At 43.3% G+C, this 18123-nt stretch carries 12 protein-coding genes; 6 read left to right on the plus strand and 6 right to left on the minus strand.

What is annotated here, in order from left to right; all coding sequences use genetic code 11:
- Positions 1-168 precede the first annotated feature (168 nt).
- The gene (locus EWV60_RS15625; protein ID WP_287233216.1) at positions 169-432 is read left to right on the plus strand and encodes a DUF6444 domain-containing protein; all 264 of its coding nucleotides are present in this window, start codon (positions 169-171) and stop codon (positions 430-432) included.
- On the opposite strand, the gene gcvT is transcribed toward EWV60_RS15625, so the two are convergent.
- The 3 genes from gcvT to queA all read right to left on the minus strand — a co-directional run bounded on the left by gcvT (position 401) and on the right by queA (position 4692).
- The gene (gene gcvT / locus EWV60_RS15630; protein WP_287233218.1) at positions 401-1507 is read right to left on the minus strand and encodes a glycine cleavage system aminomethyltransferase GcvT; all 1107 of its coding nucleotides are present in this window, start codon (positions 1505-1507) and stop codon (positions 401-403) included. The two genes, EWV60_RS15625 and gcvT, sit on opposite strands and share 32 nt — an antisense overlap.
- Positions 1508-1724: 217 nt before the next feature.
- Positions 1725-3431, minus strand: coding sequence for a serine protease (locus EWV60_RS15635; RefSeq protein WP_287233219.1), 1707 nt, complete (start codon positions 3429-3431; stop codon positions 1725-1727).
- Between the two features lie 163 nt (positions 3432-3594).
- On the minus strand, positions 3595-4692 hold the full coding sequence (gene queA, locus EWV60_RS15640; protein WP_287233229.1) for a tRNA preQ1(34) S-adenosylmethionine ribosyltransferase-isomerase QueA: 1098 nt from the start codon (positions 4690-4692) through the stop codon (positions 3595-3597).
- A gap of 160 nt (positions 4693-4852) precedes the next feature.
- On the opposite strand from queA, the gene EWV60_RS15645 reads away from it, so the two are divergent.
- Positions 4853-5242 (plus strand): hypothetical protein, encoded by a 390-nt coding sequence (locus tag EWV60_RS15645; protein ID WP_002733765.1) that lies wholly within the window; start codon positions 4853-4855, stop codon positions 5240-5242.
- Between the two features lie 3 nt (positions 5243-5245).
- Here the strand turns inward: EWV60_RS15645 and EWV60_RS15650 are convergent, their stop codons facing one another.
- From EWV60_RS15650 to EWV60_RS15660, 3 genes are all read right to left on the minus strand, one after another.
- The gene (locus EWV60_RS15650) at positions 5246-6298 is read right to left on the minus strand and encodes an LOG family protein (RefSeq protein ID WP_002774874.1); all 1053 of its coding nucleotides are present in this window, start codon (positions 6296-6298) and stop codon (positions 5246-5248) included.
- 134 nt (positions 6299-6432) lie between these two features.
- Positions 6433-7107 (minus strand): HAS-barrel domain-containing protein, encoded by a 675-nt coding sequence (locus EWV60_RS15655; protein WP_002740888.1) that lies wholly within the window; start codon positions 7105-7107, stop codon positions 6433-6435.
- 2 nt (positions 7108-7109) lie between these two features.
- The gene (locus EWV60_RS15660) at positions 7110-7304 is read right to left on the minus strand and encodes an NAD(P)H dehydrogenase subunit NdhS (protein ID WP_002732940.1); all 195 of its coding nucleotides are present in this window, start codon (positions 7302-7304) and stop codon (positions 7110-7112) included.
- 169 nt (positions 7305-7473) lie between these two features.
- Between EWV60_RS15660 and EWV60_RS15665 the strand changes: the two genes are divergently transcribed.
- The 4 genes from EWV60_RS15665 (at position 7474) to EWV60_RS15680 (ending at position 17410) form a co-directional block, all read left to right on the plus strand.
- The gene (locus EWV60_RS15665; protein WP_002778063.1) at positions 7474-7653 is read left to right on the plus strand and encodes a hypothetical protein; all 180 of its coding nucleotides are present in this window, start codon (positions 7474-7476) and stop codon (positions 7651-7653) included.
- Positions 7654-7923: 270 nt separating this feature from the next.
- Positions 7924-9258, plus strand: a complete 1335-nt coding sequence (locus tag EWV60_RS15670; RefSeq protein ID WP_002778065.1) for an AAA-like domain-containing protein — start codon at positions 7924-7926, stop codon at positions 9256-9258.
- 167 nt (positions 9259-9425) lie between these two features.
- Positions 9426-11258: a carotenoid oxygenase family protein gene (locus EWV60_RS15675; protein ID WP_287233225.1), complete on the plus strand. Its 1833-nt coding sequence runs from the start codon at positions 9426-9428 to the stop codon at positions 11256-11258.
- Complete coding sequence (locus tag EWV60_RS15680; RefSeq protein WP_287233227.1) at positions 11255-17410, plus strand: AAA family ATPase; 6156 nt, start codon at positions 11255-11257, stop codon at positions 17408-17410. Before EWV60_RS15675 ends, EWV60_RS15680 begins: the two co-directional genes overlap by 4 nt.
- The last annotated feature ends 713 nt before the right edge of the window (positions 17411-18123 follow it).

The raw sequence follows: 18123 nt of genomic DNA on the forward strand, positions 1-18123 counted from the left end.
TTAATTGATTAGTTCGCTCCAGATTGCAAACAATTGACAAAAATTGCGGTAATGTCTGTTTCTATAAGGGTTTCATCCCTTATAACCCCCGTCCATTGCATAACACAAACCGAAGAACCATAAATCGTAACTGCCGAGGTAGAGAAAAAAGGCGTTAGAATGTCAACCATGACTTACGAAGAACAAGCCAACAGAATTAAAGCATTAGAGAAGGAAAATCAAGCTCTGCGGGAAAAGATAGCCGAGCTGGAGAGGAGACTGGGATTAAATACTCAGAATAGTTCTCAGCCCCCTCAACAGACGGACTTAAGAAGGAACGAGGAACAAACAAGTTTTTACTCAAGTTTTCAAGGGGGAAGTTCTGGTTTTTTCCTAATTTGTCAAGACCTCGGTAGTTACGTTACTTTTTACTTTTATAAAAGGGTTTTTTAACGACGGTAGCGGGGTAGGTACTGCCGCGAATTTCCACTTCGAGCGCCTGTCCGATCGAGGCGAAAGGTGTGGGAAGATAGGCTAAAGCGATCGCTGTGCTCAAAGTTGGTGATAAAGTGCCACTGGTGACTTTACCCACCGCTTCCCCAGCGAATACTACTGGATAATCGTGACGCGCGATATGTTTGCCTGACATCTGCAATCCCACCAAGAGCCGATTGACACCATTAAGTTTTTGGTCTTCAAGGACATTGCGACCGATAAAATCGCCTTTTTCTGGCAGATGAACCAACCAATTTAAGCCAGCCTCTAGGGGACTCGTGCTATCGTCGATATCCTGTCCATAAAGGGCTAAAGCTGCCTCTAAACGCAGGGTATCCCGGGCCCCCAAACCGCAGGGAGTCACCCCTAAATTTAAGAATTCTGTCCAAAGTTGCTGCCCGATTTCAGGGAGGGCCATAATTTCAAACCCATCTTCTCCCGTGTAACCGGTCCTAGCGATAAAAACTTTTTCCCCGAAAAGCTGGCTTTCCCAGTGATTAAATAGGCCAAAATCGCTTAATTTTTCCCTGATCAAGGGCTGTAAAATTGTCGCTGCCTTTGGTCCTTGCAGGGCAATTAAGACCCTTTCTCGCGATAAATCCTTTAATTTGACCCCCGAACCCTCTAAATTGCCTAAAATCCATTCTCGATCTTTATCGGTGGTTGAGGCATTAACAATTAATACGCCTTGGCTTTCGCTTTGGTAGTAAAAGATAATATCATCGATTATGCCACCGTCTGGGTTAAGTAAAACGCTATACTGTGCCTTTCCTGCCCTTAAACGGGCTAAATTAGAAGGAACTAGGGTTTGGAGAGATTGAACCAGATTATCTCCAGTTAAGATAAATTTGCCCATGTGGGAAATGTCAAACATCCCGACACCGTTGCGGACAGCATTATGTTCGATTTTTAGGCCGCTAAACTGTATCGGCATCTCCCAACCCGCAAAAGGGGTAAATTTGCTGGTTTGTTGGGCAATTAAGTTGTATAAGGGGGTACGAATAGCGGGGGAAGTTGCTTCTTGGTTAGCCACGGTGTTCTCGATCGAATGGTTTTCTGCCTAGAGTAGCATAGCAGTTATCAGTTATCAGTGACCAGTTATCAGTTATCAGTGACCAGTGATCGATCACTATCCACTAAGCTAAGACGCATTTAAACCGCTTATTCTTAGATTAGCCGAACCTCCCCCAATCCCTTTACTGTTGCCTTTTGCCTCTTGCCTTTTGCCTCGTCTCAACAAGCAATTTAAATTACGAACTGATAACTGAAAAAGTTCCCCACTCCCTTAACCTTTCTCGCACTCTGTCAATGGGAATTGCTAAACCGCAGCCTAATTTAACGGCATTTTCTAGGGGTTTAGGAGTAGAGGGATTGGGACAAAATAAACCCGCTTGGGAAATCACTCCCACCACTTGATTTTTATCGTTTAAAACTGGACTTCCCGACTGTCCAGAAACGACAAACATGGACAAACTTAAGGATTTTTCGTTATTATCATTAACCGTGCCTTTGCTGACAGTCCAATCTTTTTGATTAAAAGGATTACCGATCGAGATTACCGGTTGATTAGGGGCAATTGGTAGGGGTGCTAAAGCTAAAGGTTTTAAATCTGGGGGGGGATTTTTTACCTCTAATACTGCTAAATCGAGCCAGTCGTTAGGGGGGGTAATGTGGAGAATTTTAGCTTTTGAACGCTTGCGGATTTTTCCTTGGGGTGGTTGGCTATAATACTCCACAAAAATGCGGGATCCTGCATCGATTTCTTGACGGGAATTCGTCACCACATGGCGGTTAGTCAAGATCCAAGCTGTGTCTTGATTTCGTTTTAATAACCAACCAGTGCCGATACCATTTTTATTTTTGCCGCGAATGACAATTTTAACAATTGAGCGTTTTAAATTCACCAGAGGATCACTCTTAACACTGGGAATTATCTCTGGCATTTTTAATAATTCGGGATTGTCGTGAATTAATCGCCCCCGTTGGATTTCCTGTAAAATAAATCTAGCTTCTGATAAATTGGGATCAATTTCTACGGCCTGCCGACACCAATTTAGACCCTCATCGATCTGACCGCTATTGATATAGATATAACAGAGATTTTGGTAAATCTTAGCATTTTTTGGGCTAATTTGGCGTGCCTGTTGAAAAACTGCCATGGCTTCCCCTAGTTTTCCCTGTTCCGCTAAAGCTTTGCCCAGATAATTATAAATATCCCCATCTTTAGGAGCGTAAATTAAAGCCTGTCGATATATTTGCTCTGCTTCCTGCCATTTTCCCTGTTTTGCTAGGGTTTCTCCTAATTTTTTGTAGATTTCACCCTGACTAGGTGTCAATTCTAGAGCTTGCTGATAGGCATAACTGGCCTCTGGCCAGAGTTGCTGTTCACTGTAGGCCTTTCCCAGATAAAAATAGGCTTTTCCCTGACTAGGATCGAGAAAAACCGCTGCTTGCAGAGCTTTCGCCGCCTCATCCCAACGTTGTAAACTATAAAGGGCTTTTCCTAGCTGAAATTGCGCTTTAAAAGTTGGTTTAATGATCATTGCTTTTTGGTAAGCATCGATCGCCTCTGACCATTTTTCCTCCTGCGCGAAGATATCCCCCAAAGCCACTAAATAATTACTTTGGGAGGGTTCCATCGGTGGTTTATGATTAACGATAAAGCCACGATCATAGGCTTGTAAGGCTTCAGAATAGCGTTTTTGACTTTGCAAGACCTGAGCGATTTTTATATGGGCTTGGACTGAATTTTCGTCAAAAGATAAAACTGTTCGGTAAGCAGACAGAGCCGATTCCTTCTCCCCCGCGGCCAAAAGTCGATCGCCTTGCCAGAGATAGGCCAAGGCAATAAGATAAAAAATAGCAAAGGGAGCGGCGACGATGAAGGCAATAATTAAAAATATTTGCAGGGGTTTGCTAGAATAGCGGCGACCGATTTTAATGTCTTTTCTTTTCATTTCTTGGTTAGGATAGACAACAGGCTAGAGGTGGTTCGATAATCGACCTAGACCAATTTAGATGCGCGGGCCGCTTATACATATTTTTCCCCTTTCCTGTTGCCCTTTCCGCAGTTCTAGCCCTCCTTCTTTCTGGGGTGTGGATGTAATTTTGTCCAACTACTTACCGATTACTGCTGCAAGCGCTGGGTAGGATTAACATAGCGTCACCGAAGGAATAGAAACGGAAACGCTCTTGGATAGCTGCTTGATACAATGCCAATAGTCTTTCCCGTCCGACTAAGGCACTGACTAACATCATCAAACTGGACTTGGGTAGGTGAAAATTAGTGATCATGCCGTCGATAACTCGCCATTGATAACCCGGATAGACAAATAAATTCGTTTTTCCCTGAAAAGCGGTTACTTTATCGCTCTTAGTTTCTTTAATTGCCCCTTCCAAGGCGCGAGCTACCGTAGTTCCTACGGCGATAACCCGGCCACCTCTAGCCTTTGTTTGGGCAATTTTTTCGGCAGTTTCGGCGGAAATCTCTAAAAATTCCCGGTGCATTAGGTGTTCTGTAATATTTTCCACTTCCACGGGGCGAAAGGTTCCCACTCCCACATGAAGGGTGATATAGGTGGTATCTATACCCTTCTGGGCGAGCTTATGGAATAATTCGGGAGTAAAATGTAATCCGGCCGTGGGAGCGGCTACAGAACCCTGTTTATCAGCGTAAACTGTTTGATAACGGTCTTCTTCCGCCTCCGATTCGGTGACGTAGGGGGGGAAAGGAATATGACCGTACTCCTCCAACATATCCCAAAAACTGCGTCCGGGATGACGTTGAAATTCCAGCAGACGACCACTGGTGTTCATATCTCGATCGATTACTTTCGCTAACCATAATTTTTCTTTGTTTTCCGTTCGCCCTGTTTTCGGATAAAAAAGGACTTCTGAACCGACTTTAAAGCGTTTTCCTGGTTTCACTAGAGATAACCAACGATAGTTATCTTGTTCTTCCAATAGTAATATTTCTATGGGTGCGCCGGTGGTTTTACGACCAAATAAACGGGCCGGAATCACGCGGGTATCGTTGAGAACCAACAAATCCCCCGGCTCTAACCAAGTAGGTAAATCCCGAAAAATAGCCAAATTATGACTATTAGGAGAATCTACCACCAAAAGACGGGAACTGTCTCGGGGTTCTGCGGGATTTTGGGCAATTAACTCCGGAGGAAGGTGATAATCGTAGCTGGAGAGTGATTGGTCAGGGATCATCGTCGTTATCATCATAAAGATCTTCGCAAAAGTCGGGTAATTCTACCCAGGCGAACTTCACTAAATCGGGGATTTCTCCCCTTGGTATCTGGAACGGTTTATCGTCAGACTAGAGATATAACACTAATCGTGACTGTTAGCCAACATCCCAGCGGCCAATATGGACTATCTCTATTTTCTTGCTAACGCTAGTTTAACGCTACGAGTCACCGAATACCTGCGATCGATGACTCATCTACCCTCCTCCGTCATGACGGTTATTCATCAGATTAACGGTTGGGTGGTCAAGGTAAAGTTTAATCAAATGCTTACTCCTTGCCAACACGGGGATTTTCGCGCCTACATGAATGAGTTAGGGATTCCCTATCAACCGGAAATGCGTCTCCAGATGGTTTTTTGGAGTTTGGAAACGGGACAATCCCCCATTGATGTCATGCGTCGTTACCAAGTGGCGATCGTCTCCCATGGTACCCCGGATCAGCAAGATATAGAGGCTTTTCGGCAACAATTTACTAAGGGTTTAGGATACTGTCCAGAAACTCTGGCCTAGTATTTATTTTCTCTCGGGATGCTCTTCAAGGGCAACTACAGGACTTAAATCGTTGATGTGATCAATTAATTGATACAAGCGTCCGTAACTCTTGCCGTTGAAGTAAAAAACTAGACGAGGTAAATGGTGGCTGGAATCCCGATTCTCTCGTTCTAGAATTTGACTGGGTTCGATTTTCCCTTTAACTAGGATATCGCCGAAGTTTTGGTTAATTTGTTCGATCTGTTCCTCGCTTAGTTCGTGATTAAGACGAATAACAAAGGATTCTCCCACAAAACGGCTGGAGTGATAGACCCGATAGAAGTGGCGAATTGTTTGACAAGCGTGGTTTAGATCGTTGGTAATAGTATAAAAATTCCGATCTTCGGCGGATATCAGTCCTCTTTTTTGCAGATTTTCACTAATTTGTTCTTGCCAAGTTTGCCAGTAATCCCCATCAGGCTCATCAATTAATACTAGGGGTGCAGGTCCGTATTTACCGGTTTGACAGAGGGTAAGCGTCTCAAAGGCTTCATCTTGGGTGCCGAAACCGCCGGGGAATAAAGCTACTGCGTCACTTTCCCGCAGAAAAAATAGTTTTCTGGTAAAGAAATATTTAAAATCGATTAATTTGGCATCATTTATGATATAGGGATTAGCCCCCTGTTCAAAGGGTAGCTGAATATTTAATCCGAAGGAATTTTCCCGTCCGGCGCCTTCATTCCCTGCCTGCATGATGCCACCCCCAGCACCGGTTAACACCATAAAACCGTATTGACTGATACAGCGTGCGAACTCTACTGCCAGACGGTATTCACTGCTATCGGGTTTGATGCGTGCCGAGCCAAAAATGGTCAGTTTACGAATGTGACGGTAGGGGTAAAATACCTGAAATCCCTTTTCTAAATCTTCGATCGCATAGGTTAGAATTTTCCAATCGAGGCGATCGATTTCCTCCTCGGCAATTCTGACTATTGCTTCCAGAGATCTTTGAATCCATTTGCCATCTTTTAAGTGGGGCAAATGTTGCACCAATTTCAGCAAGTTTTCGGTTAATTGAGAATAAGAGTTGTCCATTTATCAGGTATCAGTTTTGCAGCAATCCATATATGAATGCTAATTGTACAAAGTATCCACAAGTTAACTTGGTTTGGAGTTTGAAGAATTGCTCAGAAGACAATTCATAATTAAAATCAGCAACGCCGAATCATCTAAGGACTAATATGAATTTGACTGAGAATATAACGCAAGCGATCATAATCATCTTTAAGTAAAACACTTAACTGTCTGCCCACATTCACTAACCATTGTCGATCGGCTTGACGCAATTGATACATCTGACGGATAGAAGCGGCTGCCAAAGCTTCCACGGGAGTATTTTTGACCTGTAATAAAATTCTTAAAAAGTCTAATTGTTCACTAAAATAAACCACTTCTAACGACTCACATTGATAAACTGCCTGATGAATTTGTGGAGGGCGGGGAGGAATATATTGATAGATATAACCTCGACCGGAACCATTGCCATTAAATTGTCCGGATAGGGTTTCAAAACCGACAATAGTTGCCCGAAATTCCGTTTTTAACATAGCGAAAATCTGCGGCTGTTGTTCCCGCAATTCAGCCAAAGATAACCCCAAAGCTCTAGCACGATGTACCGAATCGATCGGGGCAGTGGTGGCAAAGGTGACAATCCCAAAAATCTTATTACCCGTTTCTTCATCGTAGGCTTTTACCCAACTACCAAAAGCGGGCATAAAAGGAAAGTTTAACTCCTCTGGTTCCAAACATTGCGCTAAGAACTCGGTCGTCGTCGTCTCGATAACTTCGGCGATATGATCGGGATGGCGGTTATCCGTGGCTAATTGCGGTAAGGGTGGACGCATGGTTATTTTTTGCCTTTAGCCGGGGCAATAATTAGTTCTTCTAATTCCGAGAGATTAAAGGTGACTAACTTATCCCAGTTGCCCCCCTCAAAAAGAACGGCCACTTTCCCATCGCTTAAACGCTGGGCTAAACCTTCAAATTTATAGTAGGTATCATCGGGATTGGTGACTCGAACGGTACTACCTGGCAAAATCATAGGATTGACGACGAAATTATAATTACTGTCTCTTAGCTTATCAAAAATTAGTTATCGCTCGTCGAGTGTCGGCTGGCAATAAAATGAAATATGACGGGATTTGGCATCATCCCCAGAGGACAGACTACTGTTGCCCACAAATAGCCTTAACTGTGTTGGGAGTATAGTGATGGCCGCCTTAACCCAAGGAAGACTGCGTCAAAAACAGGATTTGCTGGCAGAAGCACTCTCCGGTCGGGTGCGTCCCGGTCAGCAATTTATTCTCGCCCAGTTACTAAGTCTGATTGACAGTATTGACGAGACGATTGCCCAGTTTGACCGAGAAATTTGTGAAAAAACGTCTGGTTAAACGTTTAGAGAAGCTTGGTTATCAAGTTACTTTTGAGCCTGTTCCGGTTGTCTCTTAAATTGGTCTAGAATATTTCCCAGTTGGGCTGTCGCCTTTTCCTGACTTCAGCCATCTACTGCCGCGGTTTTGTGACCACATTGTCATTTTCAAGTCAGTCAGGAGACAGGTTTTAGGTGTTGGGGTTGGGGTTTTGGGGTTTTGGGGTGTTTAGTTCAATTCCCTCACTTCCCCATTCCCCCACCTCCCCATTCCCCCACACCCCTAATTCTTATGAGAGATTCCCTATCGAGCCGTCTAAGAGTACAACAACACTGCCTCAATCAAGTTAAATTAGCCGTGACAAAGCAGGGCTTTAGCAGTCAGCGCTCCTTAGCCAAAGAAGCTGAATTTAGTCTGGCTACTGTCAGCAACTTCCTGACTGGCAAACCGGTAGAACAAGCCACTTTTGAACAAATTTGTCGTCGATTATGCCTCGACTGGCAAGAAATCGCCGCCCTGAATTTTCAGCTAAAAACACCCCCTCAAGACAAAATTCCGGTTAATTCGGCAGCCAAGAGCGAAAAATTGGAGACATTGCCCCCCTATCCTAATGGGGCTGTTCCCCTTGGTTCCCCATTTTATTTAGAACGTCTTCCCCTCGAAGAACAGATAAGGCAGGAAATCAAGAAACCGGGGGCTTTAGTGCGGATAAAAGCTCCCAAAGAAATGGGCAAAACCTCCCTACTTTTGAGAATGCTCGATTTTGCTAAACAGCAAGGCTACCGCACGGTGAGTTTGAACTTAGAACAGGTGGACCAGACGATTTTGGCTGATTTAAACCAATTTTTGCGCTGGTTGTGTGCCAATGCCGCCCGTCAACTACAGTTAAAACCACAATTAGATGAGTATTGGGATGAGGATTTAGGTAGCAAGATTAGCTGTACGGTTTACATTCAAGACTATCTCCTGGAATCGATTACCGCCCCCATTGTCCTCGCTATTGATGAACTTAATCAGATATTTGAACATCCCCAAGTGGCCAAGGATTTTTTACCGCTGCTGCGTTCTTGGTACGAAGAATCCAAAACCCTACCTATCTGGCAAAAACTCCGTCTTATCGTCGTCCATTCCACAGAAATTTATGTTCCCCTGCAGCTCAATCAATCCCCCTTTAACGTGGGATTCCCCGCACAGTTAAGTCATTTTAGTCTGGAGGAGGTATTGCAATTAGCCCAACGTTATCAACTCACCTGGGAAAATCAGGAAAAAGTCCAACAACTGATGGAGCTAGTAGGAGGACATCCAGCTTTGGTACAAACTGCCCTCTACTATCTCAGTCGGGAGGAAATAACCATGACGCAAATATTAACCAGCGCCACCTCTGTCACCGGGATCTATGCCCATCACCTGCGGCGCCATTGGGCAGTATTAGAACAACAGCCTGAACTAGCAAAAGCCCTCGACCGGGTGATGAGCGCGGTGGAACCCGTACAATTAGACCCAATTCTCGCTTACAAACTCAGCAGTATGGGACTACTCAAACAATCGGGAGATAAAGTAGTACCAGGCTATGAATTGTATCGACGCTATTTTTTAGAGGTGAAATCCTCTATCAGTTATCAGTAAACAGTAATCAGTTATCAGTGAGGGTGTAGGGTGTGGGGTGTAGAGTGTAGGGTGTGGGGGGAATAAATAAAATAATCTCCTGACGACCGGCTCCTATCTCCTATCTCCTGACTCCTGACGACCGGCTACTAACCCCACCAACAAACTTTTTGCCGCAAACTCTACTTATGAATATGTCAATCAAAGATACTGTCCAAAATACTGTCAACGTTAGTAATTTTAGTCGCTCGCAACTCGGTCGGCCGGATGAGAACAATTTATATAAGGCAGTCGCCACAATTACTGAGGGACATTGGCCGGAAAATCTGTCGGGATACGTTTTTATCGTCTGTCCTTTTCATAGAAAAAATGACCGTCATTTGTTCTCTGGCGAAGGTGTAATTATTAGATGGGACTTGCAAGGTAAAAATAATCAAGTTAACGTTTACAGTAAAAAACTAAAAACTTGGGATAGTTTTTGGCGAAAAGTTTTACCTATATTTAATATTAGTCAAGCCACTTTTCCCGCCGTGGTCAGCATTTTGGGTTGTTCAGAAATAGCGAATACTGCTATGGTTAAACTAGAAAAAGTTTCCGAAGATAAACAACTAGAAGAAACCAGATTAATTCTCACTGCCGATGCGGGACGTTACTGGGAAGTGGACCCCGTTTCCCTTGATACTATCACTCCGATTGGTTATTTTGACCAACATCTTGTTTCCGTGCCTTTGTCTGTTTTCCCAGTCCTAGAAAATACCGCTCACCCCTTTTACGACAAAAAGACCAAAGAATTTATCACCTGTGAATTAAAGCTAAAACTTGCATCGGGAGGTATGTTAAAAGATTTAGATTCCTCGGTGTATATTGTTCTTTGGGATCAACAAAAACAACTTAAACCCTGGAAACTACAGGGAACTACCCTCGATGGTAGCCCCCATTCGGTCATCGTCACCGAAGATTATATCATGATTCCCGATATGCCCTTTCAGATGGGAGTAGCCAAACTATTAGGTATCAGAATTAAGCCTGAAGAAACCTATCCGAAAACTCAAATTTATCTGGTTAACCGTCAAGATCTCAAGGAAGAAGAAACCACCGTTCCCTCGCGATTAATTACCTTCAATGGCGACAGTTATCACTTCCTTTGTAGTTACCATAGTACCAACGGTCAAATTCAGATTGTGGCCATCCAAAATGCCACTATTAGTTTAACCGAAGCGATCGAAAAAGACGATATCCAACATTTTACCGGTCAGAGTTATCCCCCCGAATACCACGGCATCCCCTGGATGTTTTCCTTTGACCCTGGAGTGCTGCGCAAAGTGGTTATCGAAGATGCCAGGGTGATGAGCGAACAAGCTTTCATCCATCCGGGGTGGTTCTCTACCACTCTCTACACCGCCGACCCGCGGGAATCGGAACAGGGATACAGCGCTATTTATCAGGTTTATGCCGGTTATGTGCGCGAATTAATCTGTCGTCGTCAGTATATGGATTTTCGCGACCAAAGTAATCGCATCCTCAGCGATGCCGAACTTCCCTGTCATGACTTGCCCTCGGTATTAGCCAAGGTTCCCTTCGATAAGGATTGGAATCAGTTAACTGAACAGATTAGCCAAGAACAAAAAGCCAGTGATACTCATGTATCACATTTAGGTCGGGGACTACTGGATTTTTATGTTTGTCCCGATGGCTATATTTTAGATAGCATTCAGTTTATTCCCCAAGAACAGGGCTATCTATTGACGACGGTTTTAACCCCGACCAGAGTATTAGAAGCTTGGTTATTTAACCCTGACAATCTCAAGGACGGACCGATTGCTAAACTGAGTTTGCCGGAAGATGTTCACTTTGGTTTTACCTTGCATTCCGAGTATTTCGAGCAGGTGGTCCCTTCTCCCCGTCCTTCCGTCTCACAGGTAAATCGAGTTCTGTCAGCTTTGCGGAGTTTGGTCTTGGTTCCCGTAGAATTTTTCTTGGGGAGACCCGCAGCCGTTTACAATCGCCGAGTAAAAAAATGATTGTTCTCAAAGGATACGACATTCTTGCCCAGGTTTACGAAAGCGTTAACTCGGAAGTCTATCGGGCCATTCGCACCGTCGATAATCAACCGGTTATGCTCAAAATCCTCAAGCAAGAATATCCAACCGCACAAGAACTAACCCATTACAAACAGGAGTATAAAACCATCTGCGGCCTGAACTTCGAGGAGGCGATTAAAGCCTATGGTTTAGAAACCTACCGCAGAACTCCCGTGATTATTTTGGAAGATTTCGGGGGTGTATCCTTAAAAAAATGGCTAGAGGGCAAAAAAACTCTAGCCTTAAGGGACTTTTTAAGTCTTGCACCCCGAATAGTGGCTAATTTAGAGAAAATTCACAACGCCAAGGTTATTCACAAAGATATTAATCCTGCCAATATAGTTCTTAACCCCGAAACCGGACAGATTAAAATCATCGATTTTGGCATTGCCAGCGTCCTGCAGCGGGAAAATCCGGGGCTAAAAAATCCCAACGTCCTCGAGGGGACTTTAGCCTATATTTCTCCCGAACAAACCGGACGGATGAATCGCAGTCTCGATTACCGTACAGATTTTTATTCTTTGGGCGTTAGCTTCTATGAACTTCTCACCGGACAATTACCTTTTCGGGCTAACGATGCTTTGGAATTAGTTCACTGTCATCTGGCAAAACAACCTTTGGAGATTAATAGTCTCGTCAGGGAGGAAATTCCCCCGGTGGTGGAGGCAATCATCAGGAAACTGATGGCTAAAACCCCGGAGGAACGATACCAAAGTGCCTATGGTATTCGGGCAGATTTAGAAGAATGTTTAAGACAACTAGAAACAACGGGTAAAATTGAGGATTTTGTCATCGCTGGGCAAGATCTAGCCAATCAGTTCCAAATTCCCCAAAAACTCTACGGTAGGGAGACAGAAATCGCCACTCTCCTCACTGCTTTTCAACGGGTAGCCACGGCGGCTAAAAACTCCTCTCACACCGAACTGATGCTAGTTACGGGTTATTCTGGCATGGGTAAAACCACCCTAGTTAGGGAAATTTATCAGCCAATTACTGAAAAACGCGGCTTTTTTATCTCTGGTAAATTTGACCAATTTCAGCGCGATATTCCCTATGCTGCCGTGGTTAGCGCTTTGACTCATCTTGTCAAGCAACTTTTGGGGGAAAGTCAATCACAACTGGAACTATGGCGACAAAAACTCTTAAAGTCTTTGGGGGCGAATGCACGGGTTATTATTGATGTGATTCCTGAACTAGAATTAATTATCGGTCCACAACCAGAGGTGTTACAATTAGGAGCGATCGCTACTCAAAATCGCTTTAATTTAGTCTTTAAAAATTTTATTCGGGTCTTTTGTTCCCCAGAACATCCCTTAGTCATCTTTCTCGATGATTTACAATGGGCAGACTTGGCTAGTCTCCAGTTAATAGAATTAATTATGCTCGATGGCGATATGGACTATTTATTTTTAATTGGTTCCTATCGCAGTAACGAAATTAATTCCACCCATCCCCTAAGTGCTACTCTCGATAAATTAGAGCAGGGGGGCATAATTATCAATCAAGTTATTTTAAAACCTCTGGGTCTTAAACAGGTCAATCAGTTAATTGCTGACACCTTAAACCATTCACCCGAATATGTGCAATCTTTGTCCGATTTAGTCTGGCAAAAAACCCACGGGAATCCTTTTTTTGTCAATGAATTTCTCAAAACTATCTACTGGGAAAATTTGCTATTTTTTCAACCAGGGCAGCAAACAACCACTAAAACCGATAATAATAGGGGCTATTGGCAATGGCATCTCGGTCAAATTCAAAGGATTGGCAGTACCGACAATCTGATTCAATTTATGATGGGTAAAATGCAGAAATTGCCTCCCGAAACTCAGGAAATTTTAAGTTTAGCGGCCTGTCTTGGGGCAGAGTTTAATTTAAATATTCTAGCATTAATCTCTGAAAAATCACCCCCAGAACTTTTACCAATTTTAACTTATAGTAGTGAAGCTGGTTTAATTATTCCCCTCTCAGAATTAGATGAACAATTACTGATTCAAGAATATAAATTTGCTCATGATCGCATTCAACAAGGAGCTTACGCTCTCATCGAAGACAGCAAAAAATCTTTAATTCACCTAAAAATTGGTCGCTTACTTTGGCAGCATACTGCCGCCAATGAATTATCGGAAAAAATTTTTAAAATAGTCGATCATCTCAATCTTGGTTATCAACTAATTAGCGAGGAAAAAGAACGAGAGTCAGTGGCTAACTTGAATTTACTAGCAGCCCAAAAGGCAAAAGCCGCTAATGCCCAAACTGGAGCCTTAAAATATATTAAAATCGCTCAAAAACTTCTCAAAAAAGCAAGCTGGAAGAATAACTATCAACTGACTTTAGATATTTATTCTGAAGCCACAGAAATCGCCTATTTAAGTGGAGATTTTGAGCAGATGCAGTGCTGGGCTAATCTCGTGTTAAAACAGGCAAAAACAACCCTAGATAAGGTGAAAGTTTATGAAGTCATCATCGAAGCTTATCAAGCCCAAAATCACGAACTAAAAGCGGTAGAAATTGGTTTATCCGTCCTCAAAAGCCTAGATTTCGAGATTCCTGAATCCTTAAAATCATCAGATATTCAGGAAGAACTCAATAAAACTAGGCAAAAATTAGCGGGTCAAAATATCGAAAATTTAAGTAATTTACCGCCGATAAATGAGGAAGAAAAATTAGCAATCATGAAGATAGCGAGTGCCATATTTCCTCCTGTTTATATTGCCGCACCTCGTCTCTTACCCATCCTAGTATCAAAACAGGTTAACTTATCAATTGAATACGGCAATAGTTATCTAGCGGCTTTTACTTATGTCAATTATGGCTTAATTCTTTGTGGTCTTTTAGAAGATTGGGAAACGGGTTATCAATTTGGACGATTAGCTTTAAACATTGCTGATAAATTTCATGCCAAAGCCCTGATGCCGAAAATAATTGCCGTCTTTTCCGCCACTATTAGTATCTGGAAAGAACCGATTAAAAATTCCCTGTCTTTGTTAAAATCTTCCTATCAAACCGGTTTAGAAATGGGCGATCTCTACTACGGAACAACCTGCGCCTATCTTTACTGTTTTCATTCCGCCTTTATCGGACAGGAATTAACCGAATTAGCTAGAGAAATAGCTAACTATGATCTGGCTTTTGTTAAGCTCAAACAAGAAAACACCCGCAACTATCTAAAAATCTACGGACAAACAGTTTTAAATCTGCTGGGGCGCTCGGAAAATCCCAGCCGTTTAGAAGGAAAATACTATCAAGAAACTCTTATGTTACCGTACCATCTAGAGGCTAATGATCTCTATGGTCTCTGTGCTTTATTTGTCAATAAATTATACCTTTGTTATCTATTTGGACAGTACAAACAAGCCATTGAAAATGCTAACCAAGCCCAAAATTATCTAGGGGGAGCCACCGCTACTTTATTGATTCCTCTGCATAATTTCTATGATTCCCTCGCCCATTTAGCTATTTATAATCATCTGGACAATGACCAAAAAAAGCAAGTATTAGAACGAGTGACGAATAATCAGAAAAAGCAACAGGAATGGGCCAATCAAGCCCCCTCTAACTATCTCCATAAATTTTATTTAGTGGCAGCGGAAAAGGATCGAGTGCAGCAATCCTATCTAGAAGCCATAGAAAACTACGATCTAGCCATCGCTAAAGCCAAGGAAAATGAATACATTAATGAAGAGGCACTGGCTAACGAACTAGCGGCGAAATTCTATCTCGATTGGGGTAAAGTAAAAATTGCCAAAACCTACATCAATGAAGCTGCTTATCTCTATTCTATTTGGGGAGCAACAGCTAAAGTCAAAGATATAGAAAGCCGCTATTCTCAGTTAATGGTCAATAATTATGGTTCCAATTCCCCGACCGAAACTAGGAGAACTACCACCAGAAAAAATTCAGTTAGTCATTCGGGAGAACTGTTAGATTTAGCCACGATTATGAAAGCATCCCAAGCCATTTCTAGCGAGATAGTTTTAGATCAATTACTCGCCACCCTGATGAAAATTCTCATCGAAAATGCTGGGGCGCAGCTGGGCTATCTTATCCTAGAAAGCGGCGGACAACTATCGATCGAAGCCTCCGGTTCAGTGCAGGAAGACAGGGTGACAGTCTTTAAATCTCATGCCATCGAAGAACATCTTCCCGTCTCAATTATTTACTATGTAGCCCGGAGCGGTCAAACCGTTCTGAATAACGATGCTGCCCATCAGGGCGATTTTAGCAACGATCCCTATATTAAAACCCATCAAACCAAATCGCTGCTCTGTTCCCCCCTCCTCGACCAAGGACAACTGCGGGGAATTGTCTATCTAGAAAATAATCTCACCGTCGGGGCTTTTACCCAAGAAAGATTGGAAGTGCTGCAATTGCTCTCTAGCCAAGCTGCCATCGCAATTACTAACGCCAAACTCTACGCCGAAATCAAAGCCAAACAGAGACAACTAGCGCAATTTTTAGAAGCCATGCCAGTGGGGGTATTTGTCCTCGATGCCGACAGTCAACCCTATTATGCCAATCAAACCGCCCAGGAGATTTTAGGAAAAGAGATAGTTAATATCACCACGGCTAATCAGTTGGGGGAAACCTATCAGTTATATCAAGCTGGAACCGATCGATTGTATCCCACAGAATACCATCCGATTGTCCGAGCTTTAAGGGGGGAAAAAAACACGGTGGATGATATAGAAGTTCACCAAGGAGAGAAGATTATCCCCCTAGAAGTGTATGCCACGCCCGTTTTTGACGAAAAAGGAGAAATTATCTATGCGATCACCGCTTTTACCGATATTAGCGAACGAAAACAGGCGGAAGCGGAACGGATTCGCTTTACCGAAAAATTAGCCGAGTATAGCCGCACCCTAGAACAGAAAGTGCGGGAGCGCACCCTGGAACTCAGCCAAACCCTAGAAATTCTCAAGGCCACCCAAGCAGAATTACTGTTTGAAAATGAACTGCTCAGAAGTACCGAAGAATCTAGCACCTTTGACTACCAAGTGGGGGGCAGTTTGCCTATGGATGCACCCACCTACGTGGTCCGCGCCGCCGACCGTTATCTCTATAAAGCCCTCAAACGCGGCGATTTTTGCTATGTTCTCAATCCCCGTCAAATGGGTAAGTCTAGTTTAATGGTACGCATGATCGATCACCTCCAACACGAGGGCATCTGTTGCGCTCCCATTGATTTAACCCGTATCGGCAGCGAAAATGTCACTCCCGACCAATGGTACAAGGGGATAGCCTTCGAGTTAGGACGACGTTTTGGCCTGCTCAAAAGGGTCAATCTGAAAGCTTGGTGGCAAGAACGGGAAGATGTCTCGGCAGTGCAGCGCTTGGGGGAATTTATCGAAGAGGTGTTATTGCTGGAAGTGGGGATAGTGGAAGGTTCTCCCCCGAAACCGATTGCGATTTTTATCGATGAAATCGATAGCGTTTTGGGCTTAAATTTTGTGGTTAATGACTTTTTTGCCCTGATTCGTTCCTGCTATAACCAGCGCGGTTTTAACCCGCTCTATCGGCGTTTGACCTTCGCTTTCTTCGGTGTTGTCACCCCCTCCGATTTAATTACCGACCACCAAATCACTCCTTTTAATATCGGTCATTCGATTCAATTGGAGGGTTTTAAGGAACACGAAGCCCAGCCTTTACTGCGCGGATTGGCCGAGAAATTTAGTAACCCGCAAACTGTCTTAAAAGAAGTCTTTGCCTGGACAAACGGTCAACCTTTTCTGACCCAAAAACTCTGTCAGTTAATTCGCACCGCCACCTCACCGATTCCCCCCAATAGTGAGGCCTCCTGGATTGAGGACTTAGTACAGAAGAAGATCATTGGCAATTGGGAGGCTCAGGATGAACCGGAACATCTGCGGACTATTCGCGATCGGCTTCTCAACAGTCATCGCTCCCAGTTGCTCCTGAGACTCTATGAACGGATTTTAAGGGAAAAAGAGGTGATTGCCGAGGATAGCCCCCCAGAAAAAGAGTTACTTTTATCAGGGTTAGTGATCAAAGATCAGGGCCAGCTGCGGGTCCATAATCCCATCTATCAAGCAATCTTTAACCTCCATTGGCTGGCCCGGGCAAAATCAACCTAGTAAGTAGGTAGATGTTAAAAGTTGTCAGATTTCCCCCCTTTATCAAGGGGAGATTAAGGGGGGATCGGCACTTCCTTTATTAAGGGTGGCAGGGGAGATCGAAGGTAAAATCAGCCAATACTAAATCCTGTTTAATAAGTTATAGGATAGTGGGAAGTTAAAGTTAGATTGGGAGTTATCAAACTATTAAAAATAGATTTGCTATTACACCCTAAGCAGTCGCTGATTTAGCAGCACTCGCTCCTATCATTCGAGAGATCAAAACCCTGGAAGTCCCCAAAAACTCCAAAATCTGAATCGCTAGTTGGGGAGAGAAATGTCAAGATTTATTAAATATAGAGAAATTGCCGCATGGGATATAATATATATGGTTGCCTATTAGTCTAAGTCAAATGAACATTAGACCTCTTGCAAAAATCAAAAATCTTCCGTTAGGTGAGGAATCAGGTTTCGGCCGTGAGACTTCGGAGTGAGACTTCGATGGATCAGATAGTGATGCCATTCAGACTTAAATTGACCCTTTAAATACAGCAACTTTTTCTGGAATGTAGTGATTAGGAACAATTTAAGAATACTTTCTCACCTAGCCCGAGCTTTTATTTAGGGTTTGCTGAATAAATCTAAAAACCTTACAGGAAAGGGCTTTTAGCTTGATTGAGAGCTTCCCAAATGCACTTAAATCTGCTAGAATCTCTTAAAACCCTTGCATCACC

Origin of the sequence: Microcystis sp. Msp_OC_L_20101000_S702, assembly GCF_007095705.1 — a bacterium.
Taxonomy (GTDB): domain Bacteria; phylum Cyanobacteriota; class Cyanobacteriia; order Cyanobacteriales; family Microcystaceae; genus Microcystis; species Microcystis ichthyoblabe_A.

Bases quoted from the DNA above. Each gene is read 5' to 3' on its own strand.
- EWV60_RS15625 (WP_287233216.1), top strand. From the start codon at position 169: ATGACTTACGAAGAACAAGCCAACAGAATTAAAGCATTAGAGAAGGAA.
- EWV60_RS15635 (WP_287233219.1), bottom strand. From the start codon at position 3,431: ATGAAAAGAAAAGACATTAAAATCGGTCGCCGCTATTCTAGCAAACCC.
- queA (WP_287233229.1), bottom strand. From the start codon at position 4,692: ATGATCCCTGACCAATCACTCTCCAGCTACGATTATCACCTTCCTCCG.
- EWV60_RS15645 (WP_002733765.1), top strand. From the start codon at position 4,853: ATGGACTATCTCTATTTTCTTGCTAACGCTAGTTTAACGCTACGAGTC.
- EWV60_RS15650 (WP_002774874.1), bottom strand. From the start codon at position 6,298: ATGGACAACTCTTATTCTCAATTAACCGAAAACTTGCTGAAATTGGTG.
- EWV60_RS15655 (WP_002740888.1), bottom strand. From the start codon at position 7,107: ATGCGTCCACCCTTACCGCAATTAGCCACGGATAACCGCCATCCCGAT.
- EWV60_RS15660 (WP_002732940.1), bottom strand. From the start codon at position 7,304: ATGATTTTGCCAGGTAGTACCGTTCGAGTCACCAATCCCGATGATACC.
- EWV60_RS15665 (WP_002778063.1), top strand. From the start codon at position 7,474: ATGGCCGCCTTAACCCAAGGAAGACTGCGTCAAAAACAGGATTTGCTG.
- EWV60_RS15670 (WP_002778065.1), top strand. From the start codon at position 7,924: ATGAGAGATTCCCTATCGAGCCGTCTAAGAGTACAACAACACTGCCTC.
- EWV60_RS15675 (WP_287233225.1), top strand. From the start codon at position 9,426: ATGAATATGTCAATCAAAGATACTGTCCAAAATACTGTCAACGTTAGT.
- EWV60_RS15680 (WP_287233227.1), top strand. From the start codon at position 11,255: ATGATTGTTCTCAAAGGATACGACATTCTTGCCCAGGTTTACGAAAGC.